Raw genomic sequence first — 23,515 nt, forward strand, 5'->3', positions numbered from 1 at the left:
GCAATTCAGGATTGTGTGGGGGGCGCACCGTTGTGCCTCCCACCTCTATAAACGACGCCGGCGGGGCCGGCTTTGTTCCAGTTGTGCCTGCCAATTCCCTGTGATTTGGGTTGCTCAGAGCAGGCCGAGCAATTGCAGATCGGTGATGTACTTGACGATCGCCGGCGCACCGATATGCGGAATATCCTTGTCCGCACCGATTTTCGCGTCCTGTACCGCCGCCCGGAAACGTTCCACAGGTGCAATCGAACCGGTGACGGGGTAGCTGGGCTTCTGGTAGTTATGCAGCAGCGGCAGCAGCGACGCCTGGCGCTGACGGTCCGGAAGCGACCGCAGCGAGGTTTCGAAGCGCGCCAACCAGTCGGCGTATTCGGGCACCCGGGCGATCGGGTAACCGGCCTCGATCAACCAGTCGACGTATTCGTCCATGCCGATGCCGTCGTCGTACGGGTTCATCACGTGGTAGGTCTCGAACGACGACCGCAAATCACCGGCGGCAACCTGCACCGCCAGCGTCGAGATGGCCTCGGAGATGAACTCCACCGGCAGACCGTCGTAGTGGGCACGCTGCCGGTTGCCCGCCGCATCCAACTCGTAGAAGGACTTCGGCGCGATGCCGGTGGCCACCAGCGAGAACATCATGCGGGTGAACATGTCCGGCAGGTTCAGCTGACCGGCATAAGTGGTGTCGGCCAGGATCATGTCGCAGCGGAACACCGAAACCGGAAGACCGCAAAGGTCATTGGCTTCGCGCAGCAGGACTTCACCAGCCCACTTGCTGTTGCCGTAACCGTTTGCGTAACTGTCGTCGACGGTACGCTCGGCGCTCATCGCGCGCACGTCCGCATCCTCGGTGAATTCACCGGGAGCCACACCACTGCCGACCGCGATGGTCGACACGTAGGCGAACGGCTTGATCCGGGTGGTCAACGCGATGCGGATCAGCTCGGCGGTGCCCAGGGCATTCGGGCCGAACAGCTCGCTGTACGGCAGCACGTGGTTCACCAACGCCGCCGGGTCAACGATCAGGTCGACGGTGTCGGCCAGCCGCTGCCAAACTTCTTGGGACAGACCCAGGTTGGCCTCGCCCTTGTCGCCGGCGATGACCTCCAGGTGGTCAGCTGCCAGCTCCTGGTAGTGCGCCAGCAACACAGGATCGCCGCTGTCGAAGGTGGCATCCAGCCGGGCCCGGGCGTCGTCATCAGACTTTCCGCGGACCAGGCAGATCACCTTGCCGTCGACCAAGTCCATGCGCTCGAGCCATTCCAGGGCCAGGTAACGGCCGAGGAATCCGGTTGCGCCAGTGAGCAACACGGTGCGGATCTCCGAGGCGGGGCCAGGCAGTGATGGGGCCGCGGCCAGGGTGGCGGAGTCGATGAACTTGTCCAGGGTCAGGTCGGCTGCGCGAGCGACGGTCGCGCCCTTGCCGTGCACTGTGGAGAACGTTGGCCGCTTGCCGCCGGCCGCGCGCTCACCTTCGATGTACGACGCCACTCCGGCCAGGTCGGTGGCGGGGCTGACGATCACGCCCACCGGCACCTCGATCTCGAAGATCTCTTCCAACAGGTTGCCGAAGGTCAACGCGGACAACGAGTCTCCACCCAGATCAGTGAAGTGGGCATCGCCCGCCAGATCGGATGCCGCGGCGCCGAGCAGGGCACCAGCGGCTCGCAACACGGTATCCAGCACTGGCGCGTCGCCGGCCCGAAGGGCCCGCAGGGCTCGCAATTCGGTGGCCTGGCCTTCGGCCAGATCGCTGTACAGCTGCTCCAGTTCTGCGCCGTAGCGGGCCTTCAGCTTGGGCCAGGCCAGCTTGCGGACGCCGGTCAGCAGACCGTTCTCCAGCGTGAAAGGTGTTGTCTCGACGATGAAGTCGCGGGGGATCTCGTAGGACTGCAACCCGGCTTCGCGGGCGACCGACTGAAGTGCGTCGGCCAGCTCCGGCCGCAGGTCTTCGGCGTCGGAAACGCAGGCCAGAGCTTCGGCCGACGGCACGATCACGGCCAGCAGGTAGGCGCGAGAACTGTTGCCGTACACGTAGATTTGACGGATCAGTGGGCTGGTACCGAACGCCGCCTCCAGCTTGGAGACGGTGACGAACTCACCCTGCGCCAGCTTCAGCACGTTGTTGCGCCGGTCCAGGTACTGCAGGTGGTCGGGACCGAGCTCGGCCACGATGTCGCCGGAGCGGTAGAACCCGTCCTCGTCGAACACTGCCGCGGTGACCTCGGGCCGCTTGTAGTACCCGGGGATCAAATCGGTTGATTTCAAAAGCAATTCGCCGCGCGGATGCGGGCGGTCGGTCAACAGGTAACCCAGTTCCGGAACGTCGACCAGCTTGTAGTCGATCACCGGCGGACGCTGTATGTGGCCGCTGACCATGATGCCGCCGGCCTCGGTGGAGCCGTATCCTTCCAGCAGTTCCAGCCCGACGAAGTTCTGCACCCAGGCCTTGAGCTCGGGGGAGATCGGTGCCGAGCCGGTCATCGCGACCACCTGGCGTCCGCCGAGCAGGCTTTCCCGCCGTTCGTCGAGCACCTGCTGTTCGGTCACGCCGTCAGCGGCACGCCGGTCAACTTCGCTCTGAACTTCCTGGTGAATCATTTCCCAGACCCGGGGAACGAAGTTCATCTGGGTCGGGCGCACCAGGGAGATGTCCTCCAGCAGGGTGGACAGGTCGCTCTTGGCGGCGAAGTACACGGTGCCGCCGCTGGCCAGAGCGCGGTAGACGATGCCCCGGCCCATCATGTGGCTCATCGGCAGGAAACTCAGGACGATCGCAGGCACCGCGGACTGGTGCCCCCAGCCGGCACGCACCGAGGTACGCCAGCCGTTGGTGAGCAGTCGCTCCGGATACATTGCGCCCTTGGGAGTTCCCGTGCTGCCGGAGGTGTAGATCAGGACCAACAGTGGGTCCGGCTCGTCGAACACATGCGGCGCCACAGCCGGCAGCCCGGCTCCGCGCTCCAGCAGTTCGGCCAAAGTCTGCACGGTCACGCCGGCATCGGCCAACCGGGTGGTCGCGCGTTCCAGCGCCTCGCGCTGGTCGTCAACCTGCGGCCGGTACTCGAAGACGATGACCCGCTTGGGGGTGTAGCCGGTCAGAGCGAGTTCAACCGCGTCATCCAGGAAGTCGACGTCGGCGAACAGGGCCACCGGTTCGGTCTCGACCATGATGGGGCGCAGCTGCTCGGCAGGGGCGCTGGTCTGCATGGGAACGGCGATGGCTCCGGCGCGGGCCAGAGCGGTGTCGATGATGGTGTATTCGACGCTGGTGAAGCCCAGCATGGCAATCCGGTCGCCGGGGGCGATGGCTTCTGCACCAGAGAGCAGCGCGTTGTCGAGGGATTGAATCTTCTGCCAGGCCTCGCCGAAGGTGATGGTTTCGAAGTGAGGCAGCAGCTTGGCCACGGTCCGGCCGGCGTCGTCGGTGACGTAGTCGACGGCGCGCTGTCCGAGCGCAGGCCGATCGGAGTACGCCTCCATGACGATGCGCATCATCTCCGGCAACCGCATTCCGGGCTCATCGACGGCCGCACTGACCTCAGCGTCAGGCCGGGCGGTGGCGAACTGCGGGTCAGTGGCGTACAAGTTTTCGACGCGCGCGATGAACCGCTGCTCGTCTTCGGTGGGTGTGGTAACCAATTCGTTCTCGTTCGACATCGACAACCCCTGAAAAATTTTGCGTATATGGCCGTAGATCTATCCGCCAGCTTCGCTTGTATACAACGTTAGCAAAACTAAAGATATGCCGTAATGCCTGAGCGGCCGGTGTGATAAACCGCACTCAGCGCCCGGCGGCGTGGTCCTCCACTTGCGACACTTGCGTCTCGTACGCACCTTCGTCGCGACCGAGAGCGATGGTGGCTGCGACCATCCCGCCGATTGCCACCACCAATGCGGCGGCTTGAGGCCCGTTGGTGTCCAGACCCTCACCCAGAACCAGCGCACCGAGCAGCACCGCGACCACCGGCTCCAGCACCAGCATCGTGGGCACCGAGGTCTGCAGCGCACCCGCGTGAAAGGCCGACTGCTGCAGCAACGTCGCAATCACACCCAGAGTTATCAGCACATAGGGGGCCGGCGTCGACAGTGAACCGATCAGACCGCGTTGTTCCACCACCCGCATGAAGATCTTGGTCACGACCGCCACCACACCGAACAGCACACCCACGCCGACGGCCAGCAGAACCGCACGCTGCCACGCGCGCATCCGGACAGCCAGCAGAACACAGCCCACGATCACTACGGCGCACACCGAGGACGCCGCTATCAGCTCCTTGAGCGGTGCAGCCTGTTCGAACCGACCGGGTCGGGCCAGCATCACGAACGCGGACAGCCCGGCCGTCAGCACCACTGCCCACAACCACTCACCGCGGGTCACCCGCCGGTGTGCCTGCCGGGCACTGAGCGGCAGCGCGAACAGCAGCGCCGACACCAGCAGCGGCTGCACCACTATCAGTGAACCGTGGGCCAGTGCCAGCGCCTGGAAGACATAGCCCGCAACAGCGGCAGCGGTACCTGCCCACCACAGCCTGCGGCGCAGCAGCGTCGAGATCATGACGGCGCTGACCCCGTATTCGGCTGGCACGTCGATGGTCGCGCGCTGCCGAACAACGATGCCGACCGCTGCGCACACTGCCGCGCACAGCGCGAACACCACCACCAAGCCCTGGGTGATCAATGGTCGGGTCCATTCACCACTGGTGAGCGTCCCCCGGCCCGATCTCGCACGCCCAAAGGGTAGTCGAGGACTCGGCTTGCCTGGACTGCACGCCGGACCCGGCCGGCTGATCAGGCAGTTATCTGAGCGATGGCCTGCGCAGTCTGCAGGTCCTCGTACGCCGCGGCGTAGCGCTGGGCTAGGGCCAGGGCGATGTCCGGGCGCTGCCACAGCTCACCCGCGCTGGCCGTGCACAGCCACAAGGTCAGACCGTGCGCCACCGAGGCCCGGTAGCGCAGCCACACCTCGTCGGCCGACGGGAGTTCAGCGGCAGGCAATCCGAGCGCGTCGCGGTACTCCTCCAGCAACGCACGCTCGTGGTTACGCCGGTCTTCGGTCACCAGTGCGCCCTGCAGGTAGTAACCGAGATCCAGAGAGAAGTTGCCGCGGCGGGCCACCTGCCAGTCCAGGAAGCCGACGTCACCGGACGGCAGCAGGTAAGTGTTGCCGATGTGGGCGTCACCGTGCAGCAGGGTCTGCGGACCCACGGTAAGCGTCCGGATATAGGGCTTCCAGATGTCGTCGATGAGACCGTCGATGGTCAACGCATGGACCGACGCCGGGACGTCGTCACCCAGGCGTTCCAACGCCGCCGGCAGCGGCGCAGCCTGCATGCCGTCCCACGGCACGAACGGTTCCAACCAATACAGCCGCTGGTGCGCAGCCAGCCGATCGCCCCAGAACTTGCCGTGCATCCGGCCCAATCCGCGGACCCCGGCTGCGGCCTGCTCGACGGTCATCGGCCGAGTCGCATCGCGCGGATCGGCGCCCCGGGCCGTGAGGTCCTCCATGATCAGTATGAAGTCTTCGTCGGCCTCGTCGATGGGTGCCGCGTACACCACCGGATGTTCCAGTGGCAATTCGATATTCGAGTTGAACAGCCGAGGCTCATGCAGCAGACCGCTGGTCAGCTGGATCAGGATCTTGTGGTCCGGGTCGACGGCTTTGGCGAACACGGTGGCAGGTCCAGCACCTGAGGAGTACGTCAACGCCAGCCGAGCGCGCCGGTTTGTGCCGTCGTCACGCATGTCGACGGTTACGCGCTCAACTTCCACGTCCGGATGGTGACCGCGCAACGCTGCGGTCATCCATTCGCCATCGATCTCGTCCCAGTTCTTCGGGACGGTCAACGCTCTGGTCACCTGGCGACCGCGGGCATGGTGTCCCAGCCACGCACCGTGGAAGTCGGTGACAGCGAAGCATTTTCGAGATCGACGTCCCACTCCGGGAATCGCTTGAGCAGCTCTTCGAGCGCGATCCGGCCTTCCAGCCGGGCCAGTGCCGAGCCCAGGCAGTAATGGGTGCCGACGCTGAAGGCCAGGTGCTGACGCTGCTCGCGGTGGATGTCGAAGACGTCGCCGTCGGGCGGGAACTGCCGGTGGTCACGCACCGCCGCGCCGATGAGCATCATCATGACGCTGCCCTCGGGCACCTTCTGCCCGTAGAACTCGACGTCGCGGGTGACGTAGCGGGCCACGTGTGGGGCCGGCGGCTCGAAGCGCAGCAGCTCCTCGATGGCCTGCGGGATCAGCGCGGGGTTCTCGACCAGCTGCCGACGCTGATCTGGGTGCTCGGCGAGAACCTTTGCCGCCCAACCGATCAGACGCGTGGTGGTCTCGTTGCCCGCACCGGCGACCACGTTGATGTAGATCAGCAGCTCTTCGCGGGTCAGGTTGCGGGTGACGCCGTGCTCGTCTTCGAATTGGACGGTGAGCAGGTCGGTCATGATGTCGTCGGACGGGTTGTCCTTGCGCCAGTCGATGTATGTCTCGAAGATCGAACCGTCGACCAGGCCGTGCTCGGCCGCCTTCATCGGCTTACCGGCCTCGGTGCGCAGCTGGTCGTTGCCGTGGTCGCGGATCATCACCTGGTCGTCCTCGGGGATGCCGAGGAGCTCGCTGATCACCTGCATCGGCATGATGGCGCCGAAATCGGTGATGAAGTCGAACTTGCCGCCGTCCACCAGCGGGTCCAGCGCACGGGCGCAGAATTCGCGGATCTTGGGTTCCAACGCATTGATCTTGCGTGGGGTGAACATCCGGGACAACAGCTTGCGGTGCGTGGTGTGGATCGGCGGATCCTCGAAAATCAGGGCACCGGAAGGAATTTCGATGTTGGCCTTGATGAGTTCGATGATCGCGCCGCGAGCCGAGCTGAAGGTCTCATGATCGACGAGGGCCTTGTTGACGTCGTCATAGCGGCTCAGCGCGTAGAAATCGAACTGCTCGTTGTAGTACAGCGGCGACTCTTCGCGAAGCCTGCGAAACACCGGGTACGGGTCGTGGTTGATCCCCACGTCGTAGGGATCGAAGTACACGTCAGCGGTGGTTTCAACAGTCACCGACAGTCCGCCTCTCTGAGGGCTGCAAGGTTGCTTACACGCGTAAGTTACTCGCTGAGCAGGCGCCAGACAAGGGTGCGGCGCGCATTCAGGTCGAGTCGCGAACGACCAACTGGGCGGCGCCGACGCTGGGTGGTTCGCCTTCGACGGGATAGCCCAATTCGGCCATCATCACGGGTACCGCCGCCTCCACGATCAGGCTCGGGTCAAAGCGCACGGAGGTCAGCGGCGGCCCACTGACAGCGCCCAGCGGGATCGCATCCACACCCATAACCGCCAGGTCATCCGGGCAGCTCAGGCCCGCCAGCCGCATGCCGTGCAGTACCACGAACGCGGTCTCGTCACTCTGGGCGCAGATCGCGGTGACCCCGGCATCCATCCAGCGGCGGACTGCGTCGGCGGCATCCGAGCCGTCCGCCGCGACCGTGTCGACGATGAGCTGCTCAAGTCCGTGCCGCGCCACCGCCTCCTCCAGACCCGCCAGCCAGTAGTCGCCGAGCGGCTGCAGTTCCGGGGTGTCGACGCGGGCGAAGCCGATCCTGCTGTGCCCCTTGTCCACCAGATGAGCGATACGCATCTCGCCAACCGTCAGATGCAAGACTCCGAGCGCCTGGAGCTTCTCACTGCCCAGATAGATCTGCGGGATGCCGGCCGCGTCCACCGCAGCGGCGGCAGCACCGGTCAGCGGAAACACACCACTGACGGCGATCGGGTTGAGGTCGGCCACCGCATCGACGACGTTCTGCCCGTCGTCGGTCTCCAGCTGCAGCGACAACACGATACCCTGCCGGGCCAACGCCGTGGTGAGCCTGCTGCCCACCTCTAACGGCAACTCCCCCAACGCAATTCGCGGCACGATGTAGAGCACCACGCCACTGCCGCCGGACGCCAGGTTGCGCGCGGCGAGATTGGGCCGGTAACCCAGCCGCGCCGCGGCCTCGTGCACGGCGGCCCGGGTCTGCGCGGATATCCGCTGTCCCGCAACGTTGTTGAGAACGTAGCTGACCGTCGCCGATGACACATTGGCCAACCGTGCCACGTCGGCTTTTGTCGGCCTGGACGTTCCTCGCATCCCCACGCGGGTAGCTTGGCACACCTTGGCCAACCAGCCAGAACTTTATTGTTATCTTAAGTTTCTCTTATTTTTCTTATTTTTGGTGTACGGTGAGCTTCCATGCAGCCCAGAATCGCCCTCGTCACCGGGGCTTCCCGCGGCATTGGCGCAGCCGTCGCCGCGCGGCTTGCCCGCCCTGACACCCACGTCCTGATCAACTACCGCGAGAAGGAAAAGCGCGCGCAAACCGTCGCCGAAACGATCCGCGACGCCGGCGGCTACGCGTCCGTCATCGGCGCCGATCTGTCGGACGAATCTTCGGTGCGAGCACTGGTCGACCGGATCGATAGTCGGTTCGGCCGGCTGGACACGCTGATACTCAACGCATCCGGCGGGCTGGAGCGCGGCGCTTCTCCGGACTACGCAATGCAACTGAATCGGGATGCCCAGCTGCGACTGGTCGACCTGATGCTGCCGCTGATCCCGGCCGGTGGCCAGATCGTCTTCGTCACCAGCCACCAGGCGCACTTCTACCCCCGGCATCCAGTACCGGACGGATATGCACCGATCGCCCACAGCAAGCGAGCCGGCGAGGATGCCCTACGGACGCTCAAACCCGAATTCGACCGCTGCCGAATCGGTTTCACCGTGGTATCCGGAGACATGATCGATGGGACCGTCATCATCCGCTTATTGCAGCGGCGCGATCCGGCGGCCGTTGACGCACGGCGCAGCCGCGCACCACTGCCGACTGTCGAGGAGTTCGCCGCCGCGATCGTGGACGCCGCCAATGGGCACGCGAGCCACGCCACGATCTACGTCGGCGGTGCCGATTACCTTGATCGCCCGGCGTAGTGCGATCAAACCTGTTCAGCGACAGTGCCGTCCATCCGGTCCTGCCGTAGGCCCGGCCCGGACGACGCCCGGAACACCCCGCCACCCAATAACGTGCCGACCAGTGCAACCGCGAACAACACCGCTGATGTCGCCACCACCGGCAGTATCTGGTGTCCGCCGTAGACCAGACCGCCGAGCAACGAACCGCTGACAATGCCGATCTGAAAAGCCGTGACATACAACGCCGATGCGTATTCGGCATGCTGCGGGCAGGCTCGGATCGCCGATGCCTGGAGCATCGGCGGAAGCACCGCCGCACAGCCACCCCACACCAGAATCGCGGTCACCCCGGACCCGACCGGGCCTCCCGCCACCAACACCCAGAACGCCAGGCACAGCACCGCCAACGTAGTTGTCGCCGCCAACCGCGGCCGACTGTCGGTGGCCGGAGCCAGCAGCGCCATCGACACCAAACCGACGACCCCGTAGGCCGCGAGCACCACTGCCTGACCTCGATCACCGAGTCCCGCCGCGTCCCGAATGATCGGGACCACGAAGGTGTACGAAACGAAGTGCGCGGTGACGCCGACCAAGGTGATGCCACACAGCATCACCAGTCGGGCGTTACGGAACCACCGACCCGGTGAATCAGTCTCCGGCCTGGCGGCATCGGTAGCCAGCACCGGCAGGCAGCACTGCGCCAGCACCGTGATCGCGGCGCCGGCAGCAGCGATCACCAGTGTGGTCGCTCGCCAGCCCCAGGCTTGACTCATCGACGTGGTCAACGGATTTCCGACGATCAACGCAGCCGATGTGCCGATGTAGAGCGCGGTGGTCGCGCGGCCGGTGTGCGACGCCGGCACCAGCCTGGCACCGATCGTGGCAATGATGGACCACATCAACCCATGGGTCAGTGCGCACAGCACCCGACTGGCCGCCAACAACCCGAGCCCGGGTGCCAACGCCGAAAACACCTGCGAAACGGTCAGACACACCAGCGTCATTACGAACGCTCGGCGCCTGGGCCAGTGCGCGGTCCACCGCACAAGCGGTACCGTCGCCAACACGCTGATGAAAGCGTATGCGGCAGGCAGCATTCCGACATGTGCCTCGCTGACGTGCAGGTCGGCGGCGATCGCCGGCATGGCCCCGATAGGCACAAGCTCGGCGACGGCATACACATAGGCCGCGGCTGCCAGTACCGCCAACTGAACCACAACGCGTGTGGTCCAGCGATATTCGCCGACTAGCGGACGGTCAAGCACGACGGCAGCGATGAAGCTGTCCTTTCATCCGGCGACTCCAAGCACCGCATAGATCGCGTCGGACAGCGCCACGCTGCGCGGGTCGGCATTGGCCTTGGTCGGGTCCAGATAGTTCATCACGTAGGCGTAGCCGATCTTGTGTTCGAGGTCGACGAACGCGAACGAGCCGCCGGTGCCGCCGTGCCCGAATATGCGTGCGTTCGGGCCCGCCACCCTGCGTTGGTTGAGCATGTAGCCCAGGCCCCAGCCGTGGTCCGCCACCCGTGGCCCCAGCACCAGATCGGTGTCAAAGCCGCCCTGCGAAGTGCGGCATAGGTCCATCAACTCCCGGCTCAGCAGCTTCTCCTGTGCCATCGCGTTGTAGAAAGTGGCCATGCCCAGTGCCGATACGTGGGCGTTGGTCGCCGGAAATTCCATTGAGCGCCACCGATCTATGGCCTCCGATCCGACCTCGTCGTCGGGAATGAATCCCATCGCCACGGACAAACCTGCCTTGCGGTGGTCGGCCAACGACGTCGGCCGCTCAGGCGCTCCGGCATCGCCGAGCAGTTCGCGGATGTGTGGCTTGTTGATCATGTCGGCACATCGCGCATGCTGTTGCTCGGGCAATCCGATGTGCACGTCGGCGCCGATCGGTTCGGCGATCTCGTCGCGCAGAAACTCACCGACGGTGCGGCCGGTAACGCGCTTGACCACCTCGCCGAGGATGAACCCGAACGTCACCATGTGATAGCCCTGCGCCGAACCGGGCGGCCACCATGGGCTGGATGCGGCGAGCTCTGCACAGACGTGGTCCCAGTCCAGCACTTCCTCGTATGTCATCCGGCGCCGTGGGCCGATCACGCCGGAGCGGTGCGACAGCACCATGGCGATGGTGATGTCGCCCTTGCCGTTCTGCGCAAATTCGGGCCAGTACGTGGCAATGGGCGCACGCAGATCGATCGTGCCGCGCTCGGCCAACATGTGCAGACAGGTGCTGGTCAGCCCCTTGGAGCCGGAGAAAATACTCGCCAATGTGCGCTGGTGCCAGGGAATCTCGTTACCGGCGTCCTGCCAGCCACCCCACAGGTTGACCACCAACTCACCGTCGACGAAACCGGCGACCGCTGCGCCCACGTCTCCACGCGCAGCAAAATTGCGCTCGAATTCGATACGGACAGCATCGAATTCGGGGGCGCAGAAGCCCCCGATGGGGAAATCGCCGACCAGCACGTCAACCTCGCGGAAGCAGTTGGGCCGCGCCGAACGATCCCGGCTCGGTGGATACGAAGTCCGTCACTCTACGAATGTTGTCCGCCTTGCAACACCGTGGCTACGGCAAGTCGCAAAACTATTCACGGGTGGAATCGGAACGTGACCCAACCGACATACACAGAATGCGTTTAGTCCCTCCAGGCAACCAAAGGGACCCAAAGCATTATGTGTGTTCGTGTTGCTAGCCTCCCGCCGGGGTGGCCGTAGCGCCTGAATCGGCACCGCCGGACCGGACATTCGCCGACGGCGTGGTGTACGTGTTAGCTGCGGTGGCGTTCGACGCGTTTTTTGCCTCCACCGTGACGGCGCCTGCCGGGGTTGCTCCACCGCCGTGACTGACCGCCAGCACCGCCGACGCAGCGACGGCGACTCCCCCCACGATCAGACCAAAGCTTTTGGGGTTGATACGCATGTTCTCCTCCGTTCGGCGAATAGCGTGCTCCGCCTGCGATTGGAATGCCCAAATACCCGACTGGAAAACCATACGAACGGAAACTGTGGATTCGTTTGGAGTTTCAGATCCCCACGCTGTGACCGCCTACAGCGCGAGAAACACTGAGGTCAGCCACAGTCTCCCGGCACGTCTGCGGCATAGCAGCACGTCATCGAGTGCTACCACCCCGTGGCGCCGCCGCGCGGCGTACCGTCGGGCCAGTGAGCACACTCGACGAAACCCGGGTCGCCTCGGCACTCGACCGGATGTACGCAGAATCTGACCAGCAGATGGCGACGCTGCACAGCCGCGCCGGCCAGTTCAACCACGCCACCGCAACCGCGCAGGAGAGGGCCGACGCGCTCAGTGACATCTACATGCCCGTGACGCGCGACGCCGGCCGGCTGATCTATTCGCTGGTACGTGCGTCGCGTCCGCATACCGTTGTTGAATTCGGCATGTCGCTCGGACTGTCCGGCATTCATCTGGCCGCAGCCGTTCGTGACAACGGCGTCGGCCGCGTCGTCACCACCGAGCTGAGCGCGGCGAAGATCGAGGCGGCCAAACAGAATTTCGCCGAGACGGGTCTGGACGACCTGATCACGGTGCTGGCCGGCGACGCACTGGAAACCCTGCGCAGCGTCGACGCCCCTATCGGGTTCGTCCTGCTGGACGGGTGGAAAGAACTGTATGTACCCGTCCTCAAACTGATCGAGTCGAAGCTGTCGCCCGGCGCGCTGATCGTGGCGGACAACACCTCCATGGATGCCACCCAGCCGTACCTGGATTACGTCCGCGACAAAGCCAACGGCTATGTGAGCGTGAGCTTTCCGGCCCGCGATTCAGACAGCATGGAGATCAGCTGCCGGGCCTGAGCCCGACTCAGCCGGCCGGTGCCGGTGCCGCGGCGGGCACCGCTGCCGGCGCGCCGGCCGGAGCAGGAGCCGGAGCTGCGGCCGGTGCCGGCTGACCAACACCGAGCACCCGCAACAGGTCCGGCTTCATCGCCTGCAGCTGCTGGCCCCAGTAACCCCAGCTGTGGGTACCGTCGGCGGGGAAGTTGAACACTGCGTTGTGCCCGCCGGCCTGCTGGTACAGCCGCTGGAAGTCGCGGTTGGTGCTGATGGTGATGTTCTCGAGGAACTGTGCGCTGTAGAGCACCCCGATATCACCGGGGGTGTCCAGATCGGACGGACGGCCGTTGCCGCAGTACACCCAGACAGCGGTGTTATTGGCCACCAGCTGGCCGATGTTGACGGTCGGGTCGTTGCGCCGCCAAGCCGGATCGCTTGAAACACCCCACATCTGGGTTGGATTGAAGCCGCCGGCGTCCTTCATGGCAAAGCCGATCATGGTGGGCCACAAGCCTTGTGACGGGTTAAGGAAGCCCGACAGCGATCCTGCGAAGATGAACTGGGACGGGTGCCAGATGGCCAGTGTCAGCGCCGCCCCGCCCGACATCGACAGCCCCACAACCGCATTGCCTGCCGGCTGGACACCTCGGTTGGCGGCCAGCCAGGCTGGCAGTTCCTGGGTGAGGAACGTCTCCCATTTGTAGGTGACGGTGCCGCTGCTGCTGGTGGCCGGCTGGTACCAGTCCGAATAGAAGCTGGACTGACCGCCGACGGGCATCACCACGGAAACCCCGGACTGGTAGTACCAGGAGAAGGCATCGGTATTGATGTCCCAGCCGCTCTGGTCGTCCTGGGCGCGAAGGCCGTCGAGCAAGAAGACCGCGTGCGGTCCGCCGCCCTGGAATTCGACCTTGATGTCACGTCCCATCGCCGGCGACGGAACACTCAACTGTTCGACCGCCTTCGCCGCAGCGCGCGCGTGCGGCAGCGTCCCCGGCACCACCATGCCCGGCACTGCCAGCGCGGCCACTGCAGCCACCATCAGACGACGCACCTTCGCGCCCCAATTCCCGCCAACGAACGTCGCCAACACGACCGGGCTCCATTCACTCGTCCAACCTGGCTCAATCTGTCAATGGCACGCTAGCTGCGCGCGGCAACTACCCGCTTGACCCACACGCGGCGTAATCGCCTTGTTATGAACGCGATTGGTAATCGAGTCCCAAGAACGAAACCAAGCGACCGGCACGGAACCTGCTGGCCAGCCTCGGCGTCAACCAGATCGACTACGAGGATGTCAGTTCTCGACCAGAGTGTCATCTTGTGATGTCTGGACCTGCATTCGTGCAATTGAACACGGTTCAGCAGACGGCTCCTGCCATCGAGACAACCGCTACGCTGCCTCGCGGCCGGTAAGCACCTGGCTCGGCGCCGGCACGATGACCGTCCGTAATGGGGACGCAGCGGCTTTCACAGGAGCGCTGATCAGAAGACGCGGATCCAGTCGATCAGCATGTCGGCCGGGTAATTGCCCCCACCGGGCTCGCGCCCGCCGGAGCCACCGATAGCGAGGTTGAACACCGGGACCAAGGTGTAACCCGGGTCGTTGTACGGCCAGTCGTCCAGAGAATTGGCCGGCACTGTGAAAAACGGCTCCATTCCCGGCGCGAAGTCCTTCCAGAAGTACATACCGTTCGGCTGCCAGGTCACCCGCCAGGTGTGCCAGCCGCTGTCGATCGGGTGCGGGTCGGTAGCGAACGACGTACCGTCCAACCGGGCATGCACGGTGGTCCCCGATGGCCAGTCCCGGTTGCCGTACCACTCCACCAAGTCGACCTCGCCGCCGCGGACCGGATCGTCATTGAGCAACCAGAAAGCCGGCCAGGCACCGTCGGTCAGACAGTTCAGCTTGACACGAGCCTCCCAGGTGGTGCCGATCCCGCCGCGCCAGTTACCGATGACCTTCGCGCTGGCGTAACGCTCGTGAATGTTCTTGCCAGGGCCGCGGGTGGCCCGAATGACGAGGTTGCCGTTACCGTCCTGGAACACGTGCTCCTGGTCGGTCGCGTAACGGCCCATGTTGTACGGCTGGTCCCATTCGACGGGATTCCGGATGACCTCGCGCTCGGGCACGATGGACCACCACGCCGGGTCCGGCGGTGCACCCGCGGGGCCGTTGAATTCGTCCTGGAACAGCATCGCCGAACCTACCGACGAGCTGGCGGGCGCTGCGGGCATAGCAGGGCCGGTTCCCGGACCCGGGGAAACCGGAAACGGGTCGGCGTAGGCCTTCTGAGAAGGCAGCGCGGCCACAGCCGCGCCCAGACCAACCATCATCATGACACTACGACGATTCATGTCGGGCACACCAAAATCTTAGGCGATGCAACTAGCGACACCTCCAGACGACACGGCACTACGATCTTTGGACTATCTGTCCAGCGATGTCCGGCTAACTCTGGCGGGTATCACCGGAACGCGAGTGACACTATGTACGAGGCCGGGACGTCAACCACGTCCTGCGCATCGCCGACTCCAATCCCCACATTCTCAAATTCGTGTCATTTTGGACGTCGGCGTGACATCCATTTTGAGAATGTGACACGCAGTTTGAGAATTGACAAAGGACACCGCCAAGCTGCGGGTGTTCGTCTCTGAGCGCGGCAAAATCCGGTCGCGGCGGGTGACCGGCCTGACCGTCCAGCAGCAGCGTCAGGTCACCAACGCGATCAAGAATGCCCGCGAGATTGCGCTGCTGCCCTATTCATCCCGCGACTGACCACCCGAACATCGCCTGCAACTCGTGGGTACGCCAGAGCGTCAGCCCGACGAACACCGCCAGCAACACCACGGTGACGGATATCAGCGCCAACTTTCGTTGTGGCGCAGGGGCATACGCGAATACGGCGGCCACCAGCGTGCCGGTGACCAGCCCGCCGACATGGCCCTGCCAACTGATCGCCGGCACACCGACCACTGACGGCATAAAGGTGATCGCCAGGTTGATGGCGATGATCACCCCGATGCCGCGAACATCCAGCTGCAGTCGCCGGAACAGCACGAAAGTTGCTCCGAACAAACCAAATATCGCGCCAGACGCACCCGCGGTCGCTGAATTGACCGACGCCAGCAGGTACACCAGCACCGAACCGCCCAACCCACTGAGGGCATACAGCACGCCGAACCGGAGTCGCCCCAGCCAGTGCTCCAATTGCGGGCCCACCACATACAGCGCCCACATGTTGAACACGATGTGGGCCAGTCCGTAGTGCAGGAAGGCCGAAGTGACCAACCGATACCACTGCCCCTCGGCCACCCCGGGCACCCACAACACAAGATCGGACTGAATTTGCGGAGAGGTCTTCTGCAGCACGAACATCACCGCGTTGACCGCGATCAGCAGATAGGTGAGTACCGGGCGCTGGGCAATCCGCCCACCGAAATGCGTGTGGGCGCTCTGCACCGAGCGCGCACCTTCCTGCACGCAGTCCGGGCACTGCTGTCCGACGGCGGCCGAATGCATGCACTCCGGGCAGATCGGCCGGCCGCACCGGGTGCAACTCACGTACGTGGGGCGGTCGGGGTGCCGGTAACAACTCGGCGACGGGACGGTCATCGACACATTTCTCCGGACTACAGCCGCCACAGGGCTTCCTGGCTGGTGCTGGCGATCAGCACCCCACCAGTGTCATACAGACTGCCGCGCACCAGCCCGCGGGAGTCCGCATTGCCCAGCGCGATCACCTCGTAGCGGTGCCAGTCCTGCGGCACGAACGGCCGGTGGAACCACACCGCGTGGTCCAGGCTGGCGGCAAACCCGTCGCGCAGACCCGTGCCGGCCGGACGCGCCACAGGGACCGGCCCGAAATCGGACATGAAGGTCAGCATGCAGGCCCGAATCAGCGGATCGTCCTCGATGTCCGCCTTGGTTCGCATCCAGAACGGCGGCACCGCGAACACCGTGTCGTCATCGGGAGTCACCCGGAGCTCGAACCGGTCGGCAAACCCGATGTCCGGAGCCTTCGGGATGGCATCGTCCAGTTCGATCCCGATCGGCTCCGGGCGCTGCCAGCACACACCCGGCTCGGGCACATGAAACGACGCGATCATCTCCAGAATGGTCTTGCCGCGCTGCACCGCGGTGACCCGACGGGTATCGAAGGCTCGGCCGTCACGGGTTCGTTCCACGTGAAACTCGACATTGACGCCATACTGACCACCGCGGACGAAGTACAGGTGCAGCGACTGCGGCAGCTTCTCCGGTTCGACCGTGTTGCCGGCCGCGGCCAACGCCTGCGCCGCGATCAGGCCGCCGAACAGCCGTGATCCCGGCCCACCGCTGGGTTGCGGTGCGATAAATATGTCGCCGGTGCGCTCGAAGTCGAGTAATCGGGCGATCCAGCTTGGCGTTGCGTCACTCACAACCGGGCAGCGTATCGGCAGCCTGATTACCCAGCCGCTTAGTCTTGCGTCATGGTTCAACGCCGCGGATTCAACGACTTGATCACGGGTTTCTGGAGCTTGGCTGCTCCGGCCTATGACACCCAGGTGCTACAGCGGATCGTCTACCAACCCGCGCAGGACGCGGTGCTGAACCAACTGCGGGCGCACGGCGCCCAGAAGATCGCCGATATCGGTTGTGGCACTGGTATTTTCGCCGACCGGGTCGAGCGTGAGCTGCACGTCGACGTTACCGGCGTCGACATGGCCGATGGCATGCTGGCGCAGGCCAAGGCCCGGTCGTCGAAGGTCACCTGGCTGACCGGACCGGCCGAGCAGTTGCCGTTCGAGGACGGTTCCCTGGACGCCGTGGTGACCACCTCGGCGTTCCACTTCTTCGACCATCCCGCCGCGCTGCGCGAGTTCCATCGGGTGCTGCGCCCGGGCGGGATCGCCGTGGTCACCACCATCAGCCCGCGGCAGATCGGGCCGCTGCACTCCCTCACCGCCAGCTTGCTGGCACCCGCGCACACGCCGAGTCAGCCGGCTATGAAGCAGCTGTTCGAGGACGCGGGGTTCACGGTGTCCGAGCAGCATCGGATCGACCGGCCGTGGTGGACGCAGGTCGTCTCGGACCTGCTGACCGTCGGCACCAAGTAGCTCGCTGCTGCCTGCTGCTCCTATCCGCCAGCCCGTAGGCTGGCGATCGTGGCCGATCTGCATCCCGACATCGCCGTCCTCGCCCCGCTGCTGGGCACCTGGGCAGGCGCCGGCTCTGGCGAGTACCCGACCATCGAACCCTTCGAGTACCTCGAAGAGGTGACCTTCGGGCACGTCGGCAAACCGTTCCTGGCCTACAGCCAGCGGACCCGAGCGGCCGATGACAACCGACCGCTGCATGCCGAGACCGGGTACCTGCGCGTGCCCTCCCCCGGCCGGATCGAATGGGTGTTGGCACACCCCACCGGGATCACCGAGGTGCTTCAGGGCACCCTGACGATGGTCGATGGCGGCCTCGAGCTGGACCTGGAGTCATCCGATATCGGCCGTACCGACTCTGCGAAACAGGTTGACGCGCTGCGTCGTCGGTTCCAACTCGACGGAGACACCTTGCGTTACGACGTGCAGATGGCCGCGATGGCCCAACCGCTGCAGCACCACCTTGGTGCCACTCTGCACCGGAAGGACGCATGAGCACCCTGGAGACAGGACGTATCCGGGTGCCGGCCGATCTGGATTCGGTCACCACGGTCGGCGCCGAGGATCACTCTGAGATTGATCCACAAGCGGCGGAACGGATTTGGCAGGCTGCCCGGCACTGGTACTCGGCCGGTATGCATCCCGCCATCCAGGTCTGCGTGCGACGTAACGGGCGGATAGTGGTCGATCGCGCAATCGGCCATGCCTGGGGCAACGGACCGGCCGATCCCGTTGACGCAGAACAGGTTCCGGTACGCACCGACACTCCGTTCTGCGTCTACTCAGCGGCCAAGGCCATCAGTACCACCGTGGTGCACATGCTGGTCGAACGTGGCGAACTCGACCTGGACGGCCGGGTGTGCGACTATCTGCCGACCTACACCAGCCACGGCAAGGATCGCACCACCGTCCGGCACGTCATCACGCACAGCGCAGGCGTGCCACTGGCTACCGGCCCGCGGCCAGACCTCAAGCGGATGGATGACAGCGACTACGCACGGGAGATGCTGGGCCAGCTCAAACCGATCTATCGCCCGGGCCTGATGCACATGTACCACGGGCTGACCTGGGGACCGCTGGTGCGCGAAATCGTCTCAGCCGCAACCGGACGCAATATTCGGGACATCCTGGCCACGGAAATCCTCGATCCGCTGGGCTTCCGCTGGAGCAATTACGGTGTTGCACCGCAAGATGTTCCGCTCGTTGCACCAAGTCATGTCACCGGCAAGCCGCTGCCGCCGCCCATGGCAGCCATCTTCCGCAAGGCGGTCGGCGGTAACCCCACCCAGATGATCCCGTTCAGCAATACCCCGGCGTTCCTCACCAGCGTGGTGCCGTCGACCAGCACGGTGTCCAATGCGTTCGAGTTGTCACGGTTCGCTGAAATCCTCTGCCGTGGTGGTGAACTCGACGGCGTTCGGGTCATGCAACCGTCGACACTGCAGGCTGCGACCCGGCAGTGCCGGCGGCTACGGCCCGATGTCGCGACCGGATTGATGCCGATGCGCTGGGGTACCGGGTACATGCTGGGTTCGCGGCGGTTCGGACCGTTCGGCCGGAATTCTCCAGATGCGTTCGGCCACACCGGGTTGACGGATATCGCGGTATGGGCTGACCCGTCGCGGGCATTGTCGGTGGCGGTGGTCAGCAGCGGCAAGCCGGGCAACCATCCTGAGTCCAAGCGGTATCCGGCTCTGCTGGACCGCATCACAGTGGAGTTCGCCCGATCATGACGCTGCGCGATGACCACGCCGAGCTACTTCGCCGCCGTGCGCTGACCGAAGACGCCGCTCGTCCCGAAGCTGTCCAGCGCCGCCATAACGCGGGGGGACGCACTGCGCGCGAGAACATCACCGACTTGATCGACGCCGGCAGCTTTGTCGAGTACGGCAGGTTCGTGATAGCCGCTCAACGCCAACGTCGTTCCGTCGATGACCTGATCTCCCGCACCCCGGCCGACGGCCTGGTCGCCGGCACCGCCCAGGTGGACGGACAACCGTGCGCGGTGCTGTCCTACGACTACACGGTGCTGGCCGGGACCCAGGGCGCGCTGGGACACCTCAAGAAGGACCGGTTGTTTGATCTCATCGAGCGGATGAAACTGCCGACTGTCTTCTTCGCTGAGGGCGGCGGCGGGCGGCCCGGGGACACCGACCATCCCACTGTGTCGTCGCTGAATGTCCGGGCATTCAAATTGTGGGCCTCGTTATCCGGTGTGGTGCCGCGGATTTCGGTGGTCAAAGGCCGCTGCTTCGCCGGAAATGCGGTGATCGCCGGGTGCTCGGATCTGATCGTCGCCACTGCGGACACCTCTATCGGGATGGGCGGCCCTGCCATGATCGCCGGTGGCGGTCTTGGTGACGTCGCTCCCGATGCGGTCGGCCCGATCTCCGTGCAGGCGCCCAACGGTGTGGTCGACGTGGTGGTGCCCGACGAAGCCGAGGCAGTGACCGTCACCAAGCGACTGTTGGGCTACTTCCGGGGGCCCGGCGAACCTGGCACCGCTGCAGATCAAACCACCTTGCGCACAATGGTTCCCGAACGCGCTCGACGCGCTTATCAGGCGGGCCCCATCATCGAAACCCTGGCCGACGAGGGTTCGGTCACGTTCCTTCGGGAGAAATTCGCGCCCGAGATGGTGACCGCGCTGGCCCGCATCGAAGGCCGGCCGGTCGGCGTGGTGGCCAACAACACCATGGTGATGGCCGGTGCAATCACCGCCGACGCCTCCGACAAAGCCGCGCGGTTTCTGCAGTTGTGCGACGTGTTCGGCATTCCGGTCGTCTCTCTGGTCGACTGCCCGGGCTACATGGTCGGCCCGGCGGCCGAAGCAGAAGCGCTGGTCCGCCGCGGTTCACGGCTACTGGTCGCCGGGGCTGCGCTGCGGGTGCCGCTGATCGCGGTGATCCTGCGCCGTGGTTACGGCCTTGGTGCACAAGCGATGTGCGGCGGAAGTCTGCACGAGCCGCTGCTGACCGTGGCATGGCCGGGGGCACACCTCGGCCCGATGGGGCTGGAAGGCGCCGTCCGACTGGGTCTGCGCAAAGAACTGGAAGCCATCGCCGACGATGCTGCGCGTGAGGAGGCGGTACAGCAGGCCACCGCCGCGGCCCAGGCCAACGCCGCCGCACTCAATGCGGCGTCGATGTTCGAGATCGACGACGTCATAGATCCTGCCGAGACCAGGTCCCTCATCGCAGCGACCCTGGCCGCGGCTGAGCCAGCAGGCTTGGCACCACCACGGCGGTTCGTCGACACCTGGTGAAAGTGTGAAAGTGGGCGCGGCTAGCGCTCGGCGCTGTCCCCGTACAACTTCCGTCCAGAGTCGTCAACTTTCTCTGACCGTCAAGGAAAGTTGACACCTTCAAATCGAAAGTGCCACAACAGGACCGCGGGCCGAGCACTTGGAGCCTCCGTTGACCCTGCTTCCACGGCGATATTTGTCGAGTACGCGGCGCCGCCACCGCAGAGTCAATGGGGTTCAATCGCGCACGCCGCGGTACAGCGCGCGGCGCACCACCATTCGTTGCAGTACCGGGTCGACCGTCCAAGCCGGGAATCGGAGGGCCTGGCCCCACGGCGTGAACACCTCCAGCCCATCAGGCTGTGGGCCGAGCACCGATCCCCAGCGGACGGCCGGCGGCCGGTAACGCCGAAGTCTTCGAGACTCGAATTCGGCCAGGATGTTTCGGGCTACGAGCGCGCCGCCACCATTGCGGGCCGAGGTCCGCAGCGGATCGGTGGCCGCGACATCACCGACCGAGTAGACCCCGGGGTAACCAGGCACCTGCAACTGCGGGGTAACCCGGACGAACCCGTCGTCGTCAAGGACATCGAGTGGTAGCCAACCGGTGTTGGGCAGCACCCTGCCAACTGCCCAGAGCACCGCATCGGCTTCGGACGGCGGTTGTCCGGTGCTGAATCCAATTGGTCCACTTGTTATTTCATCGTGGTCGGCGGGCAACACCGCACGATGACCCGGGTGCAAACGGACGCCGGCTTCGGTCAACCGGTGCTCGATCCGCTCCCTGGTCCCGGGATGGTAACCGGGCAGTACCTCGGCGCCAGGGAAGTACAGGTCAATCCGCTTGTCCGACAACGTGCGGGCCAGGTTCGCCGCAGAGCTCACCGCGGCAACCCCACCTCCCACTATGGCGATCCGATCGGCCCGAGCCAGCCGCTGGTGGGTGGCAGTCAGATCCGCAGCCACCGCATCTGCCGACTGCACGTTCGGCTGACGCCAGAAGCCGTTGCTGGTACCGGTCGAGATGACCAGGGCATCGAACGGCTCGTTGGTCTCGGTGCCGTCGGCTGTGGCGACCGAGACGGTACGGGCGGTCAGATCAGCACCGGTCAACGCGCCGTGGACAATCCGCACCGAGTCCAAGCCACGGAAGCGGCGGAATCCGATCAGGTAGTCCCGAGCCCAGTCATCCGGACGGGACACCCGTAGACCGAGTTCCTGTCCGCTGACCAGCCCTTGCTTGGTCGAGATTCCGACGACGTCGGCGCGCCCGGCCAGCCGGATTGCGGCCAGTATCCCGGTGTCGCCTAGGCCGGCGACAACGATTCGTTTGCGGGTCACTACGGGGTACCACGGTTCAGGGCAGGATCGACGTCCGGGAGTTGTTGCGTGAGATGGTCGACGCCCTCGGCCGTGGTGACATCTGCGGCGACGCCGGCCACGTCGGTCAGGCCTCGGCCGGTCACCTCCGCCACGGCTGCCTTGACCCGCTCCTCATTGCGGCCGTTGACCACCACCCGCGCGGCGCTGCGGCCCAACCCCTCGGCGATGGCCACTCCGATGCCCTGGGTGGACCCGGTCACCAACGCGGTTTTTCCGGTCAGATCGATGTGCACAGTCGTACCTCCGTGGTTTCACTGGTCAAGCAGAACGCTAGCGGCCCGCTAGGCATTTCAGTAGCGTCTGGCGGCCAGATCAGGCGGCGTAGGCCCGCAAAAAGGCTGCCGCACCCGCGACCGCGCGCTCTCTGATCCGCGTCTGATCGATCTCCGGGATGAACATGCCGCGGTCGAGGTCGGCGCCCATCACCAAGAAGGCGAAATGCTCCGCAGCCAGCGATGGATCGTTCGGCCGAAGCAGGCCACGGTCGGCGAGGCTGCCGAACAGATCGGCCAGCGCTCGCATGACCGCTTCCGGAGCCCGATTTCGGTATTGCGCCACCAGGTCCGGGAACCGAGACGACTCCATCACCAACAGCCGCCGCAGCGGTAGCACTCTGGTGAGCAAAACGGCTTCTGCCAACCGGACGGCGATCGCGGGTAGTTCCGCCAAAGGTTCGGCCACTGCGCGCACATCGGTGGCCAGATCGGCGCTAAACCGCTCGGCAATCGAGATTGACTGCAGGACGGTCGCCCGGAACAGGGCTTCCTTGTCGTTGTAAAGGTTGTAGATGGTGCGCTTGACGACTCCGGCGCGCGCCGCGACCTGCTCGACAGTGGCACCCTGGTAACCCAGTTCGATGAACACCTGCCCGGCCGCATCCAGTATCAGTGCCCGCGATCGCGTCACCCTGGGATCCTCGCCGTCCGTTGGCATTCCACCTTCCCCGAGCCACGCACTTGCATCGCCAACCCTTGCACAATTAGTGTAC

General features: G+C 65.0%; 20 protein-coding genes and 2 pseudogenes. 7 read left to right on the plus strand and 15 right to left on the minus strand.

Annotation, left to right across the window (positions count from 1 at the left end; genetic code table 11):
• Positions 1 to 114: 114 nt before the first annotated feature.
• The 5 genes from car to M2432_RS09400 form a co-directional block, all read right to left on the minus strand.
• Entirely contained in the window at positions 115 to 3,663 is a 3,549-nt protein-coding gene (gene car / locus M2432_RS09380; protein ID WP_280826536.1) for a carboxylic acid reductase, read from the minus strand.
• Positions 3,664 to 3,787: 124 nt separating this feature from the next.
• Positions 3,788 to 4,684: a DMT family transporter gene (locus M2432_RS09385; RefSeq protein WP_280826537.1), complete on the minus strand. Its 897-nt coding sequence runs from the start codon at positions 4,682 to 4,684 to the stop codon at positions 3,788 to 3,790.
• Between the two features lie 110 nt (positions 4,685 to 4,794).
• Positions 4,795 to 5,811, minus strand: coding sequence for a phosphotransferase (locus M2432_RS09390; RefSeq protein ID WP_280826709.1), 1,017 nt, complete (start codon positions 5,809 to 5,811; stop codon positions 4,795 to 4,797).
• A gap of 50 nt (positions 5,812 to 5,861) precedes the next feature.
• Positions 5,862 to 7,064, minus strand: a complete 1,203-nt coding sequence (locus tag M2432_RS09395; RefSeq protein ID WP_280826538.1) for a cytochrome P450 — start codon at positions 7,062 to 7,064, stop codon at positions 5,862 to 5,864.
• 88 nt (positions 7,065 to 7,152) lie between these two features.
• Positions 7,153 to 8,136, minus strand: a complete 984-nt coding sequence (locus tag M2432_RS09400) for a LacI family DNA-binding transcriptional regulator (RefSeq protein WP_280826539.1) — start codon at positions 8,134 to 8,136, stop codon at positions 7,153 to 7,155.
• Between the two features lie 102 nt (positions 8,137 to 8,238).
• Here M2432_RS09400 and M2432_RS09405 point away from each other — a divergent pair, with 102 nt between their 5' ends.
• The gene (locus M2432_RS09405; protein ID WP_280826540.1) at positions 8,239 to 8,973 is read left to right on the plus strand and encodes an SDR family oxidoreductase; all 735 of its coding nucleotides are present in this window, start codon (positions 8,239 to 8,241) and stop codon (positions 8,971 to 8,973) included.
• Positions 8,974 to 8,978: 5 nt separating this feature from the next.
• Here the strand turns inward: M2432_RS09405 and M2432_RS09410 are convergent, their stop codons facing one another.
• The 3 genes from M2432_RS09410 to M2432_RS09420 form a co-directional block, all read right to left on the minus strand.
• Positions 8,979 to 10,220 carry an MFS transporter gene (locus M2432_RS09410; protein WP_280826541.1) on the minus strand — a complete coding sequence of 414 codons (1,242 nt, stop codon included), beginning with the start codon at positions 10,218 to 10,220 and terminating at the stop codon, positions 8,979 to 8,981.
• A gap of 24 nt (positions 10,221 to 10,244) precedes the next feature.
• A complete protein-coding gene (locus M2432_RS09415; protein WP_280826542.1) occupies positions 10,245 to 11,432 on the minus strand; it encodes a serine hydrolase domain-containing protein in 1,188 nt (395 codons plus the stop codon).
• A gap of 223 nt (positions 11,433 to 11,655) precedes the next feature.
• Positions 11,656 to 11,886 (minus strand): hypothetical protein, encoded by a 231-nt coding sequence (locus M2432_RS09420; RefSeq protein ID WP_280826543.1) that lies wholly within the window; start codon positions 11,884 to 11,886, stop codon positions 11,656 to 11,658.
• Positions 11,887 to 12,173: 287 nt separating this feature from the next.
• On the opposite strand from M2432_RS09420, the gene M2432_RS09425 reads away from it, so the two are divergent.
• A complete protein-coding gene (locus M2432_RS09425; RefSeq protein ID WP_280826710.1) occupies positions 12,174 to 12,782 on the plus strand; it encodes a class I SAM-dependent methyltransferase in 609 nt (202 codons plus the stop codon).
• 7 nt (positions 12,783 to 12,789) lie between these two features.
• On the opposite strand, the gene M2432_RS09430 is transcribed toward M2432_RS09425, so the two are convergent.
• Together M2432_RS09430 and M2432_RS09435 are read right to left on the minus strand one after the other, a co-directional pair.
• Positions 12,790 to 13,767 carry an alpha/beta hydrolase family protein gene (locus M2432_RS09430; protein WP_280826711.1) on the minus strand — a complete coding sequence of 326 codons (978 nt, stop codon included), beginning with the start codon at positions 13,765 to 13,767 and terminating at the stop codon, positions 12,790 to 12,792.
• A gap of 479 nt (positions 13,768 to 14,246) precedes the next feature.
• Entirely contained in the window at positions 14,247 to 15,119 is an 873-nt protein-coding gene (locus tag M2432_RS09435) for a glycoside hydrolase family 16 protein (RefSeq protein WP_280826712.1), read from the minus strand.
• A gap of 265 nt (positions 15,120 to 15,384) precedes the next feature.
• On the opposite strand from M2432_RS09435, the pseudogene rpsR reads away from it, so the two are divergent.
• A pseudogene (gene rpsR, locus M2432_RS09440) lies at positions 15,385 to 15,540 on the plus strand (30S ribosomal protein S18); the annotation flags it as partial.
• On the opposite strand, the gene M2432_RS09445 reads toward rpsR, so the two are convergent.
• Both M2432_RS09445 and M2432_RS09450 read right to left on the minus strand, forming a co-directional pair.
• Positions 15,526 to 16,377: a rhomboid family intramembrane serine protease gene (locus M2432_RS09445; RefSeq protein ID WP_280826544.1), complete on the minus strand. Its 852-nt coding sequence runs from the start codon at positions 16,375 to 16,377 to the stop codon at positions 15,526 to 15,528. The pseudogene rpsR and the gene M2432_RS09445 overlap by 15 nt on opposite strands.
• A 17-nt stretch (positions 16,378 to 16,394) precedes the next feature.
• Positions 16,395 to 17,183 carry an acyl-CoA thioesterase domain-containing protein gene (locus tag M2432_RS09450; protein ID WP_280826545.1) on the minus strand — a complete coding sequence of 263 codons (789 nt, stop codon included), beginning with the start codon at positions 17,181 to 17,183 and terminating at the stop codon, positions 16,395 to 16,397.
• A gap of 51 nt (positions 17,184 to 17,234) precedes the next feature.
• Between M2432_RS09450 and M2432_RS09455 the strand changes: the two genes are divergently transcribed.
• Genes M2432_RS09455 through M2432_RS09470 form a run of 4 tightly spaced genes read left to right on the plus strand, consistent with a single transcriptional unit; the run spans position 17,235 to position 21,165 of the window.
• A complete protein-coding gene (locus M2432_RS09455; RefSeq protein ID WP_280826546.1) occupies positions 17,235 to 17,861 on the plus strand; it encodes a methyltransferase domain-containing protein in 627 nt (208 codons plus the stop codon).
• 48 nt (positions 17,862 to 17,909) lie between these two features.
• Positions 17,910 to 18,395 carry a peroxynitrite isomerase gene (locus M2432_RS09460; RefSeq protein WP_280826547.1) on the plus strand — a complete coding sequence of 162 codons (486 nt, stop codon included), beginning with the start codon at positions 17,910 to 17,912 and terminating at the stop codon, positions 18,393 to 18,395.
• A complete protein-coding gene (gene lipE, locus M2432_RS09465) occupies positions 18,392 to 19,633 on the plus strand; it encodes a lipase LipE (protein ID WP_280826548.1) in 1,242 nt (413 codons plus the stop codon). The genes M2432_RS09460 and lipE overlap by 4 nt, the downstream gene beginning before the upstream one ends.
• Positions 19,630 to 21,165 (plus strand): carboxyl transferase domain-containing protein, encoded by a 1,536-nt coding sequence (locus tag M2432_RS09470; RefSeq protein ID WP_280826549.1) that lies wholly within the window; start codon positions 19,630 to 19,632, stop codon positions 21,163 to 21,165. The genes lipE and M2432_RS09470 overlap by 4 nt, the downstream gene beginning before the upstream one ends.
• Before the next feature lie 216 nt (positions 21,166 to 21,381).
• On the opposite strand, the gene M2432_RS09475 is transcribed toward M2432_RS09470, so the two are convergent.
• The 3 genes and pseudogenes from M2432_RS09475 to M2432_RS09485 all read right to left on the minus strand — a co-directional run bounded on the left by M2432_RS09475 (position 21,382) and on the right by M2432_RS09485 (position 23,433).
• Positions 21,382 to 22,485 (minus strand): FAD-dependent oxidoreductase, encoded by a 1,104-nt coding sequence (locus M2432_RS09475; RefSeq protein ID WP_280826550.1) that lies wholly within the window; start codon positions 22,483 to 22,485, stop codon positions 21,382 to 21,384.
• A 14-nt stretch (positions 22,486 to 22,499) separates the two neighbouring features.
• Positions 22,500 to 22,760, minus strand: a pseudogene (locus M2432_RS09480) (SDR family NAD(P)-dependent oxidoreductase); the annotation flags it as partial.
• Between the two features lie 79 nt (positions 22,761 to 22,839).
• Positions 22,840 to 23,433, minus strand: a complete 594-nt coding sequence (locus tag M2432_RS09485) for a TetR/AcrR family transcriptional regulator (RefSeq protein WP_280826551.1) — start codon at positions 23,431 to 23,433, stop codon at positions 22,840 to 22,842.
• Positions 23,434 to 23,515: the final 82 nt, after the last annotated feature.

Origin of the sequence: Mycobacterium sp. OTB74, from assembly GCF_029892685.1 — a bacterium.
In the GTDB taxonomy this organism is placed as follows: Bacteria; Actinomycetota; Actinomycetes; order Mycobacteriales; family Mycobacteriaceae; genus Mycobacterium.

Bases quoted from the DNA above. Each gene is read 5' to 3' on its own strand.
- car (WP_280826536.1), bottom strand. From the start codon at position 3,663: ATGTCGAACGAGAACGAATTGGTTACCACACCCACCGAAGACGAGCAG.
- M2432_RS09390 (WP_280826709.1), bottom strand. From the start codon at position 5,811: ATGACCGCAGCGTTGCGCGGTCACCATCCGGACGTGGAAGTTGAGCGC.
- M2432_RS09400 (WP_280826539.1), bottom strand. From the start codon at position 8,136: ATGCGAGGAACGTCCAGGCCGACAAAAGCCGACGTGGCACGGTTGGCC.
- M2432_RS09405 (WP_280826540.1), top strand. From the start codon at position 8,239: ATGCAGCCCAGAATCGCCCTCGTCACCGGGGCTTCCCGCGGCATTGGC.
- M2432_RS09420 (WP_280826543.1), bottom strand. From the start codon at position 11,886: ATGCGTATCAACCCCAAAAGCTTTGGTCTGATCGTGGGGGGAGTCGCC.
- M2432_RS09425 (WP_280826710.1), top strand. From the start codon at position 12,174: ATGTACGCAGAATCTGACCAGCAGATGGCGACGCTGCACAGCCGCGCC.
- M2432_RS09430 (WP_280826711.1), bottom strand. From the start codon at position 13,767: ATGGTGGTGCCGGGGACGCTGCCGCACGCGCGCGCTGCGGCGAAGGCG.
- M2432_RS09435 (WP_280826712.1), bottom strand. From the start codon at position 15,119: ATGAATCGTCGTAGTGTCATGATGATGGTTGGTCTGGGCGCGGCTGTG.
- M2432_RS09445 (WP_280826544.1), bottom strand. From the start codon at position 16,377: ATGACCGTCCCGTCGCCGAGTTGTTACCGGCACCCCGACCGCCCCACG.
- M2432_RS09455 (WP_280826546.1), top strand. From the start codon at position 17,235: ATGGTTCAACGCCGCGGATTCAACGACTTGATCACGGGTTTCTGGAGC.
- lipE (WP_280826548.1), top strand. From the start codon at position 18,392: ATGAGCACCCTGGAGACAGGACGTATCCGGGTGCCGGCCGATCTGGAT.
- M2432_RS09470 (WP_280826549.1), top strand. From the start codon at position 19,630: ATGACGCTGCGCGATGACCACGCCGAGCTACTTCGCCGCCGTGCGCTG.